Annotated in this window: 14 protein-coding genes; 7 read left to right on the top strand and 7 right to left on the bottom strand. The window is 68.2% G+C overall.

Features of this window, described 5'->3' with window-relative positions; genetic code table 11:
- Nucleotides 1-1,788, bottom strand: coding sequence for a sigma-70 family RNA polymerase sigma factor (locus J9315_RS13975; RefSeq protein WP_211978076.1), 1,788 nt, complete (start codon nt 1,786-1,788; stop codon nt 1-3).
- A gap of 454 nt (nt 1,789-2,242) precedes the next feature.
- Here J9315_RS13975 and J9315_RS13970 point away from each other — a divergent pair, with 454 nt between their 5' ends.
- Complete coding sequence (locus J9315_RS13970) at nt 2,243-3,319, top strand: histidinol-phosphate transaminase (protein ID WP_211978075.1); 1,077 nt, start codon at nt 2,243-2,245, stop codon at nt 3,317-3,319.
- Entirely contained in the window at nt 3,319-4,701 is a 1,383-nt protein-coding gene (locus J9315_RS13965; RefSeq protein WP_211978074.1) for an FAD-linked oxidase C-terminal domain-containing protein, read from the top strand. The genes J9315_RS13970 and J9315_RS13965 overlap by 1 nt, the downstream gene beginning before the upstream one ends.
- Here the strand turns inward: J9315_RS13965 and mmuM are convergent.
- Entirely contained in the window at nt 4,679-5,638 is a 960-nt protein-coding gene (gene mmuM / locus J9315_RS13960) for a homocysteine S-methyltransferase (protein ID WP_211978073.1), read from the bottom strand. The two genes, J9315_RS13965 and mmuM, sit on opposite strands and share 23 nt — an antisense overlap.
- 21 nt (nt 5,639-5,659) lie before the next feature.
- Between mmuM and tgt the strand changes: the two genes are divergently transcribed.
- Nucleotides 5,660-6,910 carry a tRNA guanosine(34) transglycosylase Tgt gene (gene tgt / locus J9315_RS13955; protein WP_211978072.1) on the top strand — a complete coding sequence of 417 codons (1,251 nt, stop codon included), beginning with the start codon at nt 5,660-5,662 and terminating at the stop codon, nt 6,908-6,910.
- Here the strand turns inward: tgt and J9315_RS13950 are convergent.
- Complete coding sequence (locus J9315_RS13950) at nt 6,901-7,671, bottom strand: queuosine precursor transporter (protein ID WP_249120908.1); 771 nt, start codon at nt 7,669-7,671, stop codon at nt 6,901-6,903. The two genes, tgt and J9315_RS13950, sit on opposite strands and share 10 nt — an antisense overlap.
- On the bottom strand, nt 7,652-10,312 hold the full coding sequence (locus J9315_RS13945) for a M3 family metallopeptidase (protein ID WP_211978071.1): 2,661 nt from the start codon (nt 10,310-10,312) through the stop codon (nt 7,652-7,654). Before J9315_RS13945 ends, J9315_RS13950 begins: the two co-directional genes overlap by 20 nt.
- Before the next feature lie 99 nt (nt 10,313-10,411).
- Between J9315_RS13945 and J9315_RS13940 the strand changes: the two genes are divergently transcribed.
- Nucleotides 10,412-11,473: an AI-2E family transporter gene (locus J9315_RS13940; RefSeq protein ID WP_211978070.1), complete on the top strand. Its 1,062-nt coding sequence runs from the start codon at nt 10,412-10,414 to the stop codon at nt 11,471-11,473.
- Nucleotides 11,474-11,491: 18 nt separating this feature from the next.
- On the opposite strand, the gene J9315_RS13935 is transcribed toward J9315_RS13940, so the two are convergent.
- Both J9315_RS13935 and J9315_RS13930 read right to left on the bottom strand, forming a co-directional pair.
- Nucleotides 11,492-11,725: a hypothetical protein gene (locus J9315_RS13935; RefSeq protein ID WP_211978069.1), complete on the bottom strand. Its 234-nt coding sequence runs from the start codon at nt 11,723-11,725 to the stop codon at nt 11,492-11,494.
- A 136-nt stretch (nt 11,726-11,861) separates the two neighbouring features.
- Complete coding sequence (locus J9315_RS13930; protein WP_211978068.1) at nt 11,862-12,854, bottom strand: alpha/beta hydrolase; 993 nt, start codon at nt 12,852-12,854, stop codon at nt 11,862-11,864.
- 143 nt (nt 12,855-12,997) lie between these two features.
- Between J9315_RS13930 and J9315_RS13925 the strand changes: the two genes are divergently transcribed.
- On the top strand, nt 12,998-14,020 hold the full coding sequence (locus tag J9315_RS13925; RefSeq protein WP_211978067.1) for a helix-turn-helix domain-containing protein: 1,023 nt from the start codon (nt 12,998-13,000) through the stop codon (nt 14,018-14,020).
- Nucleotides 14,021-14,241: 221 nt separating this feature from the next.
- Here the strand turns inward: J9315_RS13925 and J9315_RS13920 are convergent, their stop codons facing one another.
- Entirely contained in the window at nt 14,242-16,419 is a 2,178-nt protein-coding gene (locus tag J9315_RS13920) for an HNH endonuclease signature motif containing protein (protein WP_211978066.1), read from the bottom strand.
- A gap of 585 nt (nt 16,420-17,004) precedes the next feature.
- Between J9315_RS13920 and J9315_RS13915 the strand changes: the two genes are divergently transcribed.
- Together J9315_RS13915 and J9315_RS13910 are read left to right on the top strand one after the other, a co-directional pair.
- The gene (locus J9315_RS13915; RefSeq protein WP_211978065.1) at nt 17,005-17,577 is read left to right on the top strand and encodes a GNAT family protein; all 573 of its coding nucleotides are present in this window, start codon (nt 17,005-17,007) and stop codon (nt 17,575-17,577) included.
- Nucleotides 17,540-18,328, top strand: coding sequence for an HAD family hydrolase (locus J9315_RS13910; protein ID WP_249120907.1), 789 nt, complete (start codon nt 17,540-17,542; stop codon nt 18,326-18,328). The genes J9315_RS13915 and J9315_RS13910 overlap by 38 nt, the downstream gene beginning before the upstream one ends.
- Nucleotides 18,329-18,335: the final 7 nt, after the last annotated feature.

Here is an 18,335-nt window from a genome sequence, read left to right as displayed (position 1 = left end):
TCAGTGGCAGTGCCATCCCCATCCGAGGTCGTGGCAGCGGCCGCCCGGGTCCGTCGGCGTCGGCGTCGGCGTGGGCGTCGTCGGCGGCGGAGACGTTGGCGGCGGAGACGTTGGGGGAGGAGACGTCGGTGGCGGCGAGGTCGGGGGCGGCGAGGTCGGCGGTGGGCTCGTCGGCGGCTCCGTGGTCGGCGGATCTGACGGTGAGGGCGGAGGCTGAGTCGGCGGCTGGGTCGGCGAGGGCGGCTGCGGGGGATCGGTCGGCGGAGCCGGGGGAGGCGCAGGCTCCCCGGGGCCTGGGTCGCCGGGGCCGGGATCGCCGGGTCCCGGGTCGCCGGGCCCGGGATTGTCGGGACCGGGGTTGCCGGGGTCGCGCGGTGCCGGCGGTTCGGCGTTCGGCCCGCCGGGATCTCCCGGGGCCGGGGGTGCCGGGATACGCGGCTGCGCAGGAACCGGCGCCTCGTTCCGGGGTCCCTCGTCCTCGGGCCCTGCGGGGTTTTCCGCGTCGGGAGACCCGGCCTCCGGCGGTGCCGCCGGTGAACGCACATCGTCACCGAGGTCGTCGTCGGTCAGGCCGGTCTCCGGCTGCACCGGAGACGACGTCGGCCCTTCGGCCTCCGGAGTGCCCCGGTTCGGGTTGAGCGCCCAGACGCCGGCGGCGATCGCCACTGTCGCGATGAGGATGCCCGCGGCGATCTTGAGGCCGAGAGCGAACCCCGAATGCGACCCGGCCGACCCGCTGCCGGAATCGGGACTGAAGAACACGGCCTCGGAGTTCTCTGCGACAGGCGCCTCCACGTCAGGTGCCTCGGCGGCCGGAGACTCAGTGCCGCCGGGTGTCTCAGTGCCGCCGGCGCCCCCAGCAATGATCTCCGGGACGGCGGGGAACTGCTCGGACTCGATGAGGGCGGCGGCGAGGACGGAGGGGGTCAGCCACGCGCCGAGCTTCGTGTTGATCTTCGTCAGCAGCACGGACTGGCGGCGACAGTAGCGGCAGTGGCGCAGGTGCGTCTCGACCGACTTGCCGCGTTTGATGCCGAGCTGATTGCGGACGTAGCGCGCGAGCTCCGAGGAGTACTCCGCACACGACGGCTTCGCCGGTTCGACGTGCTCCTGCAGGTACGCCGTCCGCAGACCCTCCCGGGCACGGTGGAGGAGCGAATGGAACGAGTTGACCGACAGTCCCAGTGCCTCCGCGGCGGCAGCGGTAGGGGTGCCGTCGATGTCGATCATTGTGATTGCCGTCTGCCACGTCGCCGGCAGAGTCCGGAAGGCGCGGCCCAGCTGGTCGCGTTCGGAGACCTCGCTCGCATGGTCCCGGCTCGTGCCGCCGGCGAGGAACGCGAGGACATCGGGTTCGACGGTCGTCGTCGCCCCCGTCATCGCGGTGAGCCGGAACGACTCCGACCGCACCGCGGTCATGAGGTAGGACTTGAAGGACTCCTGCGGGCCGGCGCCGTTGCCCCACGCGCGCCAGATCTTCGCGAACGCCTCGGCCACGGCATCCTCGGCGCGGGTGTAGTCGCCCGTCAGCCGCAGAGCGAAGTGGAGGGCCGGCAGGCGGTGGCGGGCGTAGAGCTGCGCAAACGCGCGACGGCCGGCGTCGGAATCGGGGCCGCGGTCGACGATGACGGCGCAGAGCTCCGCGTCGGCGGCCTCGCGCTCCGCGGTGTCGGGGTCGCACGTGACGGATGCGGAGGATTCTGAGTCGTGTTCGGCGTCGTGTTCGGCCGCGCGCGCCGATGATTCCGGGTCGTCGGAAGCAGGGTCGGGGATCCTGGGATCGGACATCGGTTCTCTGCCTCGGGTGGGGATCAGGGCGTCGCTGCTCACGGGGAGGACGCAGCGTCGGCGGCGGGCGCGGATAGCGGGGAAGCGCTGATTGAATATTCTAGTTTCCCCACTGCCATCCCACAATCGCCTGAACCCGATCGCCGGCAGGAGGCCAGGGATCGTCGGCAGGAGGGCAGGGATCGCCGGCAGGAGGGCAGGGATCGTCGCAAGGGACGTGACTGTGACGAAGAATTCACCCGATCTCGCGAACGAACGTCGCCTCCCGCGGGTCTACTTCAGCAGAAGGGGCCGCCACCCACGGTCGCTTCGCATCCGGCGGCGACCATCCACCGAGTCCGGATGCCCCTCGAGTCCGCGACTCATCCCCGGTGGCCCTGCAGAATCACGTGACTGCAGGGCCATCTTCGTCCCCGCCGTGCCGCGCGTCTGTTGTGTGTGTCACGATAAGACCATGTCGAAACGATTCCTCCTTCGTGATGCGCTGTCCCAGTTCCCGCCGTACAAGCCGGGCAAGCCCCCGGCGGACGCCCCGGGACTGACCCCGTACAAGCTGTCGTCGAACGAGAATCACCTCGCACCGCTGCCGGGCGTCCATGAGGCCGTCGTCGCGGCCACGCAGACTCCGGCGGCCTACCCCGATCCGAAGTCGACGGGTCTCGTCGCCGATCTCGCCGCCCACCTCGACGTCGACCCCTCCGAGGTCGTCACCGGGGCCGGGGCCTCGGAGATCCTCTCGGCCCTGACGAACATCACCCTCGAGGCCGGCACCTCCGTCGTCTACCCGTGGCCGTCGTTCGAGATGTACCCGATCCTCGCCGCCGCCCGCGGGGCGGAGAAGCGGGCGGTGCCGCTCCTGCCCGACGGTCGGCACGACTTCGCCGGGATGCTCGCGGAGATCGACGAGACGACCCGCCTCGTCCTCCTCTGCTCGCCGAACAACCCCACCGGTCCGTCCGTGCGCACCGCGGAGCTCGAGGGCTTCATGGCCGAGGTTCCCGCTGACGTCATCGTCGCCCTCGACGAGGCGTACTGGGAGTTCGCCACCGACGCCGAGGCGGTCGACGGGCTCGCGGCCTTCCGCGAGTACCCCAACCTCGTCCTCGCCCGCACGTTCTCGAAGGCGCACGGGCTCGCGGGCCTGCGCGTCGGCTATGGGGTCGCCGACCCGGAGATCGCGACCGCGCTGCGCCAGGTCGTCGCCCCGTTCAGCGTCACCGCCGCCGCCCAGGCCGCGGCCGCGGAGTCGCTGGCCCGCACCGATGAGGTCCTCGTCCGGGCCAAGGAGGTCGCGGCCACACGTGACCAGTTCGCCGCCGACCTGCGCGCCCTCGGGTTCGACGTCCCCGACGCGCAGGGCAACTACGTGTGGATCGCGCTCAGCGATGAGGACGCCGAGGCCTTCGAAGAGGCATGCGGTGCTCAGGCCGTGGCGATCCGCCGGCTGGCCGGCGGGGTGCGCGTGAGCATCGGCGCCGACGAGGCGCTCGACCGGGTGCGCGCCGTCGCCGCGGACTTCGCTGCCCGCTGATGGCCGAGCTCGCCGACCTCGCCGCGCAGCTGAGCCCCGGGGCACTCGTCACCGACCGTGATGTCGTCGACGGCTACCGCTTCGACCGGGCCCTCTTCTGTCCGGCGGGGGAGGCGCTCGCCCTCGTCCGCGCCCGCACCGTCGACGACGTCGTCGCGGTCATGCGCTTCGCCACCGCGCACCGCATCCCGGTCGTCACCCAGGGCGCGCGGACGGGACTGTCCGGCGGTGCCAACGCCGTCGACGGGGCGCTCCTGCTCAATGTGGCGGGGCTGACGGAGATCCTCGAGATCGATTCTGTCAACCAGCTCTGCCGCGTCCAGCCCGGGGTCATCAACGCTGACCTCAAGCAGGCGCTCGCCGCCGAAGGGCTAGCCTACCCGCCGGATCCCGGGTCGGTGGCGATCTCGACGATCGGCGGCAACGTCGCGACGAACGCCGGGGGCATGTGCTGCGTCAAGTACGGGGTGACGAAGGACTACGTGCGCGCGCTCACCGTCGTCCTCGCCGACGGCACGCTCACCCGGCTCGGCCGGGAGACGGCGAAGGGGGTCGCCGGCCTCGACCTCGCCGCGCTCTTCACCGGATCCGAGGGCAGCCTCGGCGTCATCGTCGAGATCACCCTCGGACTCACCCCGGCTCTGCCCGCACCGGTGACGGGGGTCGGGATCTTCCCCGACACCGAGGCGGCCGGGGCCACGGTCTCGGCGTTCATGGCGGCCGGGGCCGCACCGTCGATGCTCGAGTTCCTCGACGGGGCGACGATGGCGATGATCAACGCCTACGGCGACTTCGGTCTGCCCGCCGATGCCGGTGCGCTCCTCCTCGTCCAATCCGATGCCCCCGGCGACGACGGCCGGGCCGAGCTCGCCCGGTTCGCGGAGATCGCGACCGCGCACGGGGCCACCGAGGTCGTCGTCTCCGACGATCCCGCCGACAGCGACCTCCTCGTCGCCGCCCGGCGGGCCGTGGCGCCGGCGATGGAGCAGTACGCGACCGGGATCGGCGGCGGGGAGCTCATCGACGACGTCTGCGTGCCCCGGTCCCGCCTCGGCGAGTTCTTCCGGCGGCTGCGGCTCATCGACGAGAAGTACGACGTCGAGGTCGCCACGGCCGGTCATGCCGGGGACGGGAACATGCATCCCAGCGTCGTCTTCGACGCCCGGGACGAGGCGATGGTCGCGCAGGCGCAGGCGGCGTTCGCCGAGATCATGGAGCTCGGCCTCGACCTCGGTGGGACGATCACCGGCGAGCACGGGGTCGGCTACCTCAAACGCGAGTGGCTGGGCCAGGAGCTCGATGCGGGGGCGGCGCGGATGCACCGGGCGATCAAGGACGCGCTCGACCCGCAGGGCATCCTCAATCCGGGGAAGATGCTCTGAGCCGACGGGCAAGGACGGCGATGTCGTCCGGGGTCGTCCGGCAGCAGCCGCCGATGAGGCGGGCGCCGAGGTCGGTCCACGTCTGAACGGGCCACGCGGCCGGAGTCGCGGTGCCGGTCCTCCACGTCATCGTTGCGGCGTCGTAGGTCTCACCCGAGTTCGGGTAGGCGACGAGCGGCAGGTCGGTGGCCCGGCCGAGCGCCTTAAGCGCGGGGGCGACGAGGGACGGGCGGACGCAGTTGACGCCGAGGCCCCGGATCAGCGGGGTGCCCGCGACCGCCTCGGCGACGGTCGACAGCGGGGTGCCGTCGGGCAGGTGGGTCCCGTCATCGGAGAGGGTGACCGTGAGCCAGGCCGGCACGGCGTGGGCGTCGACGAGCTCGGCGAGGACCCGGATCTCCGGCAGGCACGGCTGCGTCTCGAGCGCGAGGAGGTCGACCCCGGAGTCGACGAGAGCTGCGATGCGGGGACGGTGGAAGGCGGCGAACTCCGCGGCGGTGAGCCGGTAGGCGCCGGTGTACTCCGAGCCGTCGCCGAGGGCGGCGCCGTACGGTCCGACCGAGCCGGCGATGAGTGCGGCACCGGCCCCGGCCTCCTTCGCCGCTGCCTCCCTGGCCGCTGCCTCCCTCGCCGCTGCCTCCCTGGCCACAGCGACGCTGTCGGTGATGAGCGCCCGCCCCGCGGCCGGTGAGAGACCGGCGCGGGCAAGACCGAGCGGGCTGATCTGATAGCTCGCGGTCGTCAGCACCCGGGCACCGGCGGCGGCGAAGGCGGCGTGCACCTCGGCGAGGATCTCCGGTCGGTCACGCACCAGCGCCGCCGACCACAGGTCGTGGTCGAGGTCGAGCCCGCGCGCCTCGAGCGCGGTGCCGAGCCCGCCGTCGAGGACGGTGGGGCGGGAGGAGGCGTCGAGGACGGCGCTGACGGTCGGAGCCATTCACCCAGTTAAACTTGGCGGGTGACCGAAATCGAATCGCCCGCAGCATCTGAGACAGCGCCCATCAACGACCGTTCGCAGTTCGGCTTCGAGGTCGGCACACGGCTCGAGACGGGCGGACGCACCGGCGTCATCACGACCCCGCACGGGCAGATCCGCACCCCCGCGTTCATCCCGGTCGGCACGAAGGCCACAGTCAAGGCCGTCAAGCCCGAGGACGTCGCGGCCCTCGGCGGGCAGGCCGTCCTCGCCAATGCCTACCATCTCTACCTCCAGCCGGGTTCGGACATCGTCGACGAAGCCGGCGGTCTCGGCCGGTTCATGAACTGGCCCGGCCCGACGTTCACGGATTCCGGCGGATTCCAGGTGATGAGCCTCGGTGCGGGGTTCAAGAAGGTCATCTCGATGGAGGTCACCGGCGAGCAGAACGACGATGCGATCGCCGTGGGCAAGGAGCGGCTGTCGAACGTCGACGACGACGGGGTGACGTTCAAGTCGCACCTCGACGGGACGATGCACCGCTTCACCCCGGAGGTCTCGATGCGCGTCCAGCATGAGCTCGGCGCCGACATCATGTTCGCCTTCGACGAGCTGACGACGCTCGTCAACACCCGCGGCTACCAGGAGACCTCGCTCGAGCGGACCCGGCTGTGGGCGATCCGCTGCATCGAGGAGCACCGGAGGCTCACCGCCGAGCGGACCCACCGGCCGTATCAGGCGCTCTTCGGGGTGCTCCAGGGGGCGCAGTACGAGGATCTGCGGCGCAAGGCCGCACGTGACCTCGGTGCGATGGACTTCGACGGGTTCGGCATCGGCGGGGCCCTGGAGAAGGAGAACCTCGGCACGATCATCCGCTGGGTGTGCGAGGAGCTGCCGGAGGACAAGCCGCGGCACCTGCTCGGCATCTCGGAGCCCGATGACCTCTTCGAAGCGATCCGCACCGGTGCGGACACCTTCGACTGCGTCTCGCCGTCACGGGTGGCGCGCAACGCCGCGATCTACACCCGCGACGGACGCTACAACCTCACAGGGGCGAAGTACCGCCGGGACTTCGGGCCGCTCGATCCCGAGTGCACGTGCTACACGTGCGAGAACTACTCCCGCGCGTATCTTCGGCATCTCTACAAGGCCAAGGAGATGCTCTTCTCGACGCTGTGCACGATCCACAACGAGCACTTCGTCGTCAGCCTCGTCGCCGAGATCCGGCAGGCGATCGAGGACGGCCGCTTCGCCGAGCTCGAGGCCGAGGTGCTCGGCCGGTACTACGCGTGACCCGGTGACGCGGGGCCCGGCTGCTCGTGGCTCTGCTGCCCGGGGCCCGGCTGCGCGGGGTCGGGTGACCCGTAGCTCGGTTCGTGGCGCTTGACGACCGTGATCACCCGGTAGGTCACCGGCAGGAGGATGACCTCGACGGCGACCTTGTAGACGAAGCCGACGACGACGTAGTTGACGAAGTCCCAGCCGGGGATGACCCCGGCGAAGGCGATCGTGCAGAAGATGAGCGTGTCGACGAACTCGCCGACGCCGGTCGAGGTGAGCAGCCGGACCCACAGCTTCGACTCGCCCATCCGCTTCTTCACCGCGACGAGGACGTAGGAGTTGAGCAGCTGGCCGACGAAGTACCCGGCGAGTGAGGCTGCGACGATGCGCGGATAGAAGCCGAGGACGGCGGCGAAGGCGTCCTGGTTCTCATAGCCGGGTCCCGGCGGGGAGATGAGGACGAGCCAGAAGACGAAGGTGGCGAGGATCTGCAGAGCGAAACCGGTGATGACGGCCTTCCGGGCGGCCCTGAAGCCGTAGACCTCGCTGATGACGTCGCCGAGGATGTAGGCGATCGGGAAGAGGAACGCCCCGCCGTCGGTGACGATGGGGCCGAAGCCGATGACCTTCGTCGCCGAGATGTTCGAGATGATGAGGACCGCGCAGAAGATCGCGAGGAAGATCGCGTAGTAGCGACCCCGGGACGAGGCGAAGGCGGCGAGGCGGTGGCTCGGCTGGTCGAGATGATCCTGCTCAGGATTCGTCTGCGACAACGTCGATCTCCTTCCCGTCGGTGAGGTCGACGAGCTGGGCGTAGGTGAGGGGCATCATCGAGTTCGGGGTGCCGGCGGCGGCCCAGAGCTCCGGGTAGCCGCGCAGTGCGACGTCGATGTACGTGGGAATCGGGGCGGGGTGGCCGACCGGGGCGACGCCGCCGATGACCTGGCCGGTGGCGGCCCGGACGAGGTCCTTGTCCGCCCGGTCGAGCGCGTCGACGCCGATGAGGCGGGCGACGTGGTCGGTGTCGACGCGGTGCGCGCCCGAGGTCATGATGAGCACCGGGTCGCCCCCGGCGGAGAAGATCAGGCTGTTGGCGATCGCCCCGACCTCGACCCCGACCTTCTCCGCCGCCGAGGCGGCCGTGGGCGTGGCCTCATCGAAGAGTCGGACACGGGGGACGATGCCGTGGGTCTCGAGGATCTCGGCGATGCGGGTGTTGTTCGCGTGGTGCTTCAGGTCGGGGGTCGCAGGGGTGTCGGCTGCGTCCGCGTTTGTGACTTTCGCGGCTGCGGCCGGGTCAGCAGCGTCCGCCTCAGAGCCGGCTGCATCCGCCTCAGTATCCTCAGCCTCCCCCTCGGCGCTTGCTGCATCGCCGGCGACCGGTTCGGCGAGTCCGCGGCGGCGCAGGAGCGGGGCGACGTCGGGGCGGACGCCGAAGAACTGCTCGATCGCCGTCATCGGGTCGACCGAGTAGCCGGGGGCGAGGATCGCCTCGCGGAACGCCTCACCGGCCTCCTGGTTGAGTCCGCCCTGGGACTCGAACCATTCGCTCACCCACGCGGCGATGACCTCGGAGTAGAGGTACGAGTAGTAGCCGGCGGCATAGCCGGAGGCGAAGATGTGGCCGAAGTACGTCGTGCGGTAGCGCGGCGGGACGAGCGGGGAGAACCCGGAGGCCGCGAGGACCTCGGATTCGAAGGAGAGGACGTCGGTGATGTGCTCACCGGCTTCGAGCGAGTGCCAGGAGAGGTCGAGCATCGCCGCGGCGAGGTATTCGATCGTCGAGAACCCCTGCCCGAACGCTTCGCTGTCGATGAGGGCCTGGACGAGGTCCTGCGGCATCGGCTCGCCGGTGTCGACGTGCTTGGCGTAGTGGGGGAGGACCTGCGGGTGGAAGCGCCACATCTCGTTGAACTGCGAGGGGAACTCGACGTAGTCGCGGGGCACGGAGGTGCCGGCCGTCGACGGGTACGTCGAGTTCGCGAAGAGACCGTGGAGGACGTGGCCGAACTCGTGGAAGAGGGTCGTCAGCTCGGTGGGGGAGAGGAGCGTCGGCCGTCCGGGACCGGGCTTGGCGAGGTTGAGGGAGAGGGTGACGACCGGCAGGTGGCCGGTCAACCGGGAGGCGGGGACGAGCTGGTCCATCCAGGCGCCGCCGCGCTTCGTGTCACGGGCATAGGGGTCGATGAGGATGAGCCCGAGGGTGCGTCCGCCGAGGTCGGTGACCTCGACGCTGATGACGTCGTCGTGCCAGCCGACGGTCCCGTCGCGCCGGGCGAACGTGATGCCGTAGAGACCGGTGGCGGCGCGGAAGACGCCCTCGGTGAGCACGGAGTCGAATTCGAAGTACTGCGCGACCTCGTCGGGGTCGACCCCGAATTCGTCGGCCCGGTACTTCGCGAGGTAGTGCATGACGTCGGCGGGGGCCACCTCGGTGAGGCCGTAGCGCTGCCTGACCGTGTCGAGTTCCGCGCTGAGCTGGGCGTTCGCGGGGGCGATGAGGGAGGAGACGATGTCCGCGGCGGCGTCGGGACCGCCGGCGGTCTGGTTGTCGATCGCGTACGAGGAGTACGACGGGTAGCCGAGCAGCTTCGCCTGCAGGGCGCGCAGGGCGGTGATGTCGGCGACCTGGGTGCGGGTGTCCCCGTCGCCGCCGCGGGAGCCGCGGGCCATCGAGTTCGTCAGGACGTGGTCCCGGGTGGCGGGGTCGTCGAGCGACCCGAGGACGAGCTGCTGGGTGAAGTTGTTGAGTGGCAGGAGGAAGCCGTCGACCTCGCGCTCGCCGGCGCGGGCGGCGGCAGCCGCGATCTGGTCCTCGCTCAGGCCGGTGAGCTGGACGGCCTCGCCGAGGTGGACGGCGAGCTCGCGGGTGTCAGTGCCGAGCGCACGGGAAAAGGATGTCGAGAGGGCGGTGAGTTCGGCCTCGATCGTCGCCATCTGCTCGCGCTCCTCGTCGCCGAGGCGGGCCCCGGCGCGGACGAAGTTCTCGATCGTCAGCTCCTGTTGGCGCTTGTCCTCGGGGTTGAGGTCGGTGGTCGGGACCTGCTCGATGCGGTGGAAGAGGTCGACATTGAGCAGAATCGCGGTCCGGGTCGCCGACAGCCGTGCCCACACCTCGGCGACGGCGTCGGTGAGGTCGGCGGTGAGGTGGTTGGATTCGACGGTGCGGACGAGAGCGGCGAGCCGGGCCATCGGCACGGTCGCGGACTCGAAGCGGACGGTCGTCGTCGCGAACGTCGGGTCCGCCTCGTCGGCGACGATCGTGTCGACCTCGGACAGCGCGAAGGAGGCGGCCGCCTCGGCGGCGGTGAGGAGGGACTCCGCGGTCACCGCGGTGAAGTCGGGAAGTGAGAAGTCGCCTTGTGGGTCGAGGAGGGAGTCCCAGACATCGATGGCGGTGGATTCGGAACTCATCGTCGACGTTTCGCTTTCTTGATGGTCTTCTCAGGTTTCGCCTCCGATCCTAACGCGTGGCGGCGGCTGAGCGCATGGCTCCTGGCTAGACTGGGGCGCATGACCAGCGCATCCCTCCCCATCACCAGCGCCTTCCGCGTCGGGTTCACCGGCACGCTCGGCGTCGGTCTGGCCATCGCGCTCATCACCGCACTGCAGTCGGTGGGCACGGTGATCATCTACATCGGGCTGGCGCTGTTCCTCGCGCTCGGGCTCGATCCGATCGTGCAGTGGCTCGTGGCGCGCAAGCTCTCGCGGACCTTATCGGTCATCGCCGTGGTGCTCGCCTTCATCCTCGTCGTCGCCGGGATCATCCTGCTCATCGCGCCGACGCTCATCGCGCAGATCCAGCAGTTCATCGGGGATCTGCCGGGGATCATCTCCCGGCTGTCGACGACGGAGTGGGTCAACGAGCTCGAGCGGCGGTTCACCGGCTCGGTCGATCTCGACGCGATCTTCGCGAGCGTGAGCTCGTGGGTCTCCGATCCGCGCAACGTCCTGTCCGTCGGCGGCGGCGTCGTGTCCGTGGGAGCGGGGATCCTCAGCTTCCTCACCGGGGTCATCATCGTCGTCATCCTCACGATCTACTTCGCCGTGACCCTGCCGACGATCAAGGCGGCGATGCTCTCGCTCGTGGCGAAGAGCTCGCGGGAGACCGTCGACTCCGTCACCGAGGAGGTCACCCGATCGATCGGACGCTACGTCCTCGGGCAGCTGTCGTTGGGTGTCATCAACGGCGTGTGCTCGGCGATCTTCCTCACGATCATCGGGGCCCCGCTGCCGGCGCTGCTCGCGTTCGTCGCGTTCCTCGCCTCGCTCATCCCGCTCATCGGTCCGATCTCCGGAGCGATCGTCATCACGGCGTCGTGCCTCATGGTCTCGCCCGGTCTCGGCATCGCGGCGGGCATCTACTACCTCATCTACATGCAGGTCGAGGCGTACCTGCTCAGCCCCCGCATCATGAAGGCCGCGGTCGATGTGCCCGGTGCGCTCGTCATCATCGCCGCGATCGCCGGCGGCACCCTCGGCGGTGTGCTCGGCGCGGTGGTCGCCGTGCCCGTGGCCGCGTCGTTCCTCATCGTCATCCGCAAGGTCGTCATCCCCGCCCAGGACAGGAAATAGGGGGCGGTCGTCGTCGGGTCAGGGCTTGGTGGGGGTGTCATCGTTATCCTCGCCGAGGCTGTTCCCCCGTGAGGCGAGACGCTCGATGACGAACCGGCTGAGGTAGAAGGTCGCGAAGTACGTCAGGACGATGACGAGCACGGCGAACAGAGCTTCGCCGGCACCGAATGCCGGAATCCCCGCAAACACGGCCACCGTGATGGCCAGGAGATAGGGGATGAGCCGGAGGACGGGGCTCAGTTCGCTGCTCATGACACGAGCCTAGCAACGAGGGTGGGCCAGTGGCCCACCCTCGTGCTCATCCGTCGGTGACAGACGCTCGTCAGCTCGCGGCTCGCGTGCCAGCTCTGTCAGCCTACGGCTCGCGAGTCAGCTCTTGACTGATCCGTCAGCTCGTGAAGGGCTTCGCCTCCTCGTGGAGGGCGTTGTGGAGGAAGTCGATGGCGACGGTCCTGGCGAGGTTCGCGGCCTTCGTGTCGCGCAGGCTGTCGAGGAGCAGGAAGTCGTGGACCATGCCGGCCACCCGCATCGAGGTGACGGGGACGCCGGCCTCGCGCAGCTTGTTCGCGTACTGCTCGCCCTCGTCGCGGAGCACGTCGGCCTCGTCGGTGATGACGAGGGCCTCGGGCAGTCCCTTGAGATCCTCGAGTGAGGCCTGCAGCGGTGAGGCGTACTTCTCCTTCCGCTGTGCCTCGTCGGTGGTGTAGGCGTCCCAGAACCACTTCATGCCGTCGCGGGTGAGGTAGTAGTCGTCGGCGAACTGGATGTAGGACGGGGTGTCGAAGTCGGCGTTCGTCACCGGGTAGAGCAGGGCCTGGGCCTTGAGCTCGAGGCCGCCGCGATCCTTGTTCATCAGGGCGAAGACGGCGGACATGTCACCGCCGACGGATTCGCCGGTGACGGCGATGCGCGAGGTGTCCATGCCGTGGTCGGCGCCGTTGGCGGCGACCCACTGGCCGACGGCGTAGTTCTGCTCGACCTGGGTCGGGTACTTCTTCTCCGGGGCGCGGTCGTAGACGGGGAAGACGCCGACGGCGTTCGCGCCGACGGTGAGTTCGCGGAACAGTCGGTCATGGGTCTTGTCGTCGCCGAAGACCCAGCCGGCGCCGTGGATGTAGAAGAGGACGGGGAGGTCGCCGGTCGCGCCCTTGGGGCGGATGATCCGGGTCTTGACGGTGCCCCATTCGCCGGCGTCGACGTCGACCCATTCCTCGTCGACATCCGGGCGTTCGACGCCCTCGCCGCTCTGGAGGTCGAGGAGGATCTTGCGGCCCTCCTCCGGCGGGACTTCGTAGATGCGCGGATGCGGTGCGGTCGCCTCGGCGAGGTCCTTGGCTTCGGGCTCGAGATACGGGGTGACGGGCTGGGGGATCTCGGTCATGGGAATCATGCTCCTTCGTTGTCATCAACGGCGTCGGTTCATCGTGGTCGGCGATGCCGGGTCCACGTGAACGACGGGGTCGGCGGGTGGATGCTGCAAGCCGACCTGTGCATTCAGCCTACGGAGGGGGATATCATTCCGCTATGGTCACAAACGACACGTACCAGGGAGATCGCGACAGGCGGAGTCCGGAGATCGCTGTTGTCCGCTACGGTGACTGTCAGTTGGCGGCGGTGTATGGGCTGACCGATGTGTTCCGGGTGACGAATGAGCAGCTCGAGCTGCTCGGCGGTGATGAGCGGCGCGTACGGGTCAGTCATTGGGAGTGGAACGGGGACGGGGTGACGTGCACCTTCGATTCGCATTCGGGAACGCCGCATGCTCCCACCCATGTCATCTTCCCGCCGAGTCTCGTGGCCCCGGAGCTGATGGGGGAGTCCGGGATTCTGCGCGATTGGGCGCTGGCGCAGCGGGCGGACGGGGCGGTGCTGTGCGGTCTGTGTGCGGGGGTGTTCGTGCTGGCGGAGACGGGACTCCTCGATCATCGGCGGGCGACGACGCATTGGGCGTTCGTCGATGAGTTCGCGCGGCGGTTTCCGCGCGTGCGTCTTGATGCCAGTCGGATGGTCATCGACGAAGGTGATGTCATCACGGCGGCGGGGATCATGGCGTGGCTCGATTTCGCGCTGTCGTTGGTCGAGGCACTGTTCGGGCCGAGCATGATGATCCGGACGTCGCGGTTCATGCTCGCCGATGCGCCGCGGACCGAGCAGCTGCCGTACATGGCCCAGCTGCCGTCGACGGCGCATCAGGACGAGGTGGTTCTGGTCGCGCAGGAGACGATCGATCGGGAGCTCGCGTCGTCGCTGACGCTGAGTCGGCTGGCTGCGGTCACGTCGACGCACCCGCGGACGCTGCAGCGTCGCTTCAAGACGGCGACGGGGATGACCGTGACGCAGTACGTTCAGAGGCTGAGGGTCGAGCGGGCCAATCATGCGCTTGCGACGACCGGTGACACCTTCGAGGCGATCGCGCGGTCGGTCGGCTACGACGATCCGACGACGCTGCGTCGGCTCATCCACCGCGAGACCGGTCTGACTCCGACCGGTTACCGGCAGCGTTTCGGTGCGAAGGGGATGCTGGAGGACCGAACCGACGCGCCGTAGCGGAGAGCTGGGGCCGGCCGGGTTCGGGCCGAACCGCATCGGCCATGATCTGCGTCGTCGCAACGCTGCGGGACTGAGGTGGTCGATCGGTCCGGACGAGAGCAGGCTGGGACTCGAGGAGCTTCGGATTCGGGCGGATGTTCACAACAGCGGTGATCCAGAACGGCGGCGGGTCAGTACGGCGGCTATTCAGAACGACAGTGGTTCGGAATGGCAGTGGTTCAGAACGGCGGAGGCTCGCCGTTGTCCCAGACCCACTCCTGTTTCGCGGGGTCCTTCCTTTGAATCGAACTCGTGCGCTTCGTCCATCCCGGGAATCCTCTGTCAGCGGCCGGCCCCGGGCAATCCCTGGAGGTCCGCACCTCCCCGGGAGCTGGGGCAGTCGAGTCCCCCTGGGGTGGGCCGGGGTCAGGAGCTTCATGTTCGGGGTCGGGGGTGGCTGAATGGTCGGCGGTGTCGGCACGATCGGAGGTGTCTGCGTCCCCACGAGTCTCGATGAGGCGGGCGTTCTCCGCGTTGACAGGGCTGTCCCCGGGGACTGTGGACACACGTGTCCCGTGGGCGAACGTGTACTCCAACACTCCGTGGCGGTTCATCCGGACCGAGTATCTGCCGTCCGTTTTGCCCTGATGATGCTGCTCGCACATCGGGTGGAGGTTGCCGAACACCGTGAGCCCGCCTGCGGCGGGATCGTCGTGGTTGAACGGGATGATGTGGTCGATCTGGGAGGACTCGGCACGCCTGCGGCATCCGGGCATGGAACACCACTGCCATTGGGAGACCAGTGTGTTCCGGACTCCTTCGGGAATGTAGTACGACGTGGCTTTCGCATCGATCGGAGTGCCGGTGGCAGGGTCGGTGAGGATCCGCATCCACGATGAGCAGTTCCCTGCGATCATTCGGGCGGTCTCGGCGGGGACGGGTGTGCCGTCGGAGAAGGTGCCGGGCAGGTCGCAATCGCCCATGAGGCTCATGCACGGGACAGTGATCATCATGCGCGCCTGCCCTGCCAGCCAGTAGGGGGCCGTCGGGCTGACGAGGACGAGGGAGAACGCAACTCGCCCCTGCTCGTCGCACTCGATGCCGTCCAGGCGCGTCATCCGGATACCGGTCGAGGGCTTGAGCTTCCGATCGTCCGGCGTCGTCTCGTTGTGGGCGGCGGTGCCGCCTACCCCAACGTTGAGTGAGGTGGCAGGATCGCCGGAGTCGACCATTCCCTCGGTGCCGCTCATCTCCGATTCACCTGACGACCCCTCATTGTCGGCCGCAGAGACAGTGCTGGCCGCAGGATTCATGCCGTCTGCTGAGTCGATGCCGATCGCCGTGTGGATCGCGGCAGCCATGTCGTCGACTGTTTGCACGTTCTCGAGGTCGAGCGGGATGTCGCGAGTCGTCGTCGACCCCGTTTCGGTGTCCCGGGCTCGCACCTGAACGCGCAGCTGGGGAACGCTGCTGGTGAGAATGTCGAACATCAGTGCGTCGATGCCGCGCAGATCGTCGAGGCAGGCACCCTCGGGCAGTTGATCGGCGAAAGCCGCGGTGTTGCCATTCCGAATCGCCTTCGCGAATGCCTCGATGCGCAGGTAGCAGGCCTGCAGCTCGGCAGAGGATCCGGTGAGCATCATGCACGCGCTGCCGTCGGGGTTCGTCATCAGAGATACCCGTCGCCGCTCGTGCGCCGTTTGCGTACGGTCCTCGGGCGGCTGCAGGATGCCGATCTTCATGCTCAGTGACTTCTTGAAGGTCTGGATCGTGACATCCGGGCGCCGCTGGCACAGGTATTCGTCGATGACCGGCAGCAACGAGAAGTGCACGTTCTCGCACTGACGGGTCGCGGCGATGACGTGTTCGATGGTGAATTCTCCGGCCAGGCAGCGGGCATGGAACTTGGGGAGCCCGTGGATGAGCGTCATCGCGTGCGTGACGTGCGCGTACGTGCTGCCGATGGTGGTTCCGAGGATTGAGGTGAGCTCGGCGATGTCTTCGGAGTGGGAATGCATGTGGACCCAGCCGTCGAAGGTCTGCGTGGGCCGGAAACGGGGAAATCCGGGCAGCTTCGCCGAGGTGGTGCCGGGCATCCCTGCCGACGCATCCTCGGCGTCGTCGGCAGTGACCCAGTCGGCGGTACAGCCGGCGTTCTTGGCGAATCGATGCACGGTCTGGGAGAAGCTCGCGTGCTCATAGGGCCGATCGGGGTCGGGGTTGAGCAGGTTGAGGTGCGCAATGACGTCGGCGAGGAAGAGCTTCGCTGTGACCTCGAATGCCGTGATCTGGGCCCGATCGCTGGCGGTGTAGAAGGCGACGGCCTCGGCGTAAGGAGATGAGGGATCGATGTCGAGGCGTGACGGTGTGCGGCCAGGTTCGTCCGCGGAAAGAGCGGATTCGGTTGTGTCTTCCACGGCTGGTCACCTGTCTTCCCACGTCAGCGTGGCTGATGACAACAGTGTAGTTCACGTCACATCTGATGTCAATGAATATTTCGAAACTCGTTCGAACGAAGAATTCATTCATTTCGCGGTGCTCAGTGATTTTCGGTCGGTGGAAGATCGTCTCGGTTGGGTGTGATGGGGGTGCGTCCAGAGGTCGTGTGGGTCGGTCTGGGGGTGTGCGAGCGTGCTCGCCGACCCTGGGAGTGGGTCAGATTTCTGTGCGCCGAGAGGGGCACCGCGGATCGTGTGAGCATGGCCGGTGCCAGCGTCATCAGGACTGACGGTTCGAGTGACAGCCACCTCACACGCCGGTACCCTCGGGGAGAACACGACAGGGACCCGGCGAGCGGTTTCGGGAAAGCATCGGTGACGGCGCGGAACGTCGGCAGCCAGACTTCAAGAGGAGGCGCACATGCACTGTCTTCCGCGAAGTGCGCTGATTGAGCGCCTTGCGGCTGGGGGCTTTTGTTCGTACCGGATGTCCGACGGAACATCCTCATCTCGACACCGGTCGACTGGCCCAGGGATTCCGACTGCCGCGAAGAAGCCTCCGTCATGACGGGGAGTCCGTTGCCGCCGTGGCCGAGTCGCGCGCCGACGTTCGGAGGAGTTTCACTTCGTGCCGTTGACGAGCGCGACGTCGCGATGGCCATGGAACTGTCGACCGACCCGTACGTGCCGCTGACGGGATCTCTACCGCACAATGCTGCTGACGACGATGCTCGGGCATGGACGATGCGCCAACAACGGCGATATGCCGAGGGCACCGGCTTCTCGTTTGCCATCGTCAGCGTTGACAGCGGAAAGTCTGTCGGCCATTGCGGTCTTTGGCTGAGGGAGCTCGATGATGGTCGCGGTTCGGCCGGGTACGCCATCGTGCCGTCCGCTCGAGGTCGAGGTTTCGCCGCCGATGCGCTGAGCGCTCTGACATCATTCGGGTGGACTCTGCCCGAACTTCACCGCATCGCTCTCTTCATCGAACCGTGGAACCATGCGTCTGTGCGAACTGCGAAGCGAGCGGGGTATCGTCGGGAAGGACTTCTCGCGAGTCATCAGCGCATCGGCGGCGAACGCAAGGACATGCTGCTCTATGCTGCCATCAAGCCCGTTCGGGCATCGCGATCGTGAGATCAAGAACCTGCTTGGCGATCGGGAATTCATGGGTGTGACCGCGCCGAGGCGGTCGGGAATCCTTCGCTATGTGGATGGGGAACGTGGATGGGGGAACTCTGTGGAGTCGAACGACGGTGACGTGATCCGAGCAGTCGTCTTCGACGTAGGAGAGACGCTCGTCGACGAAACGAGAATGTGGACTGCTCTGGCCACGTCGGCCAATGTCCAACCTCTCACACTGTTCGCTGTATTGGGGTCGATGATCGAGCGCGGTATCGACCATCGTCGCCTCTGGAACGAGCTCGGAGTGCGAGCCCCCGATATCACGCACCGCCTGGAGCCCTCCGATCTCTACCCGGATGCGCTGCCGTGCCTGAACGCTGTGCGGAATGTCGGCTATCTCGTCGGCATCGCCGGGAACCAGCCTGCGGGTGTCTGCCGTCAATTGGAGACGCTCGGATTCGAGGCTGACTTCATCGCGTCTTCGGCGGAGTGGGGCGTGGAGAAGCCCGATGCCGAGTACTTCGACCGGATCATCGACGCGACCCGGATGCGACCTGCACAGATTCTCTACGTCGGTGACCGAGTCGACAACGACATCATCCCTGCGCATCGAGCCGGGATGGCCACGGCATTCCTCCTTCGCGGACCATGGGCGCATATTCATGTGCGGAGCCCCGAGGCGGCGCTCGCCGACCTGACCGTCAATTCGCTCGACGACCTCGAACGCGTACTGACAGACGCCGACTTCTCTCAACCTCGCTGAGGTGCAC

The organism is Brevibacterium sp. W7.2 (assembly GCF_018137945.1).
Classification (GTDB): Bacteria; Actinomycetota; Actinomycetes; order Actinomycetales; family Brevibacteriaceae; genus Brevibacterium; species Brevibacterium sanguinis.
The sequence above is the reverse complement of the archived record's forward strand: the minus strand, read 5'-3'. Positions and strand labels throughout refer to the sequence as shown.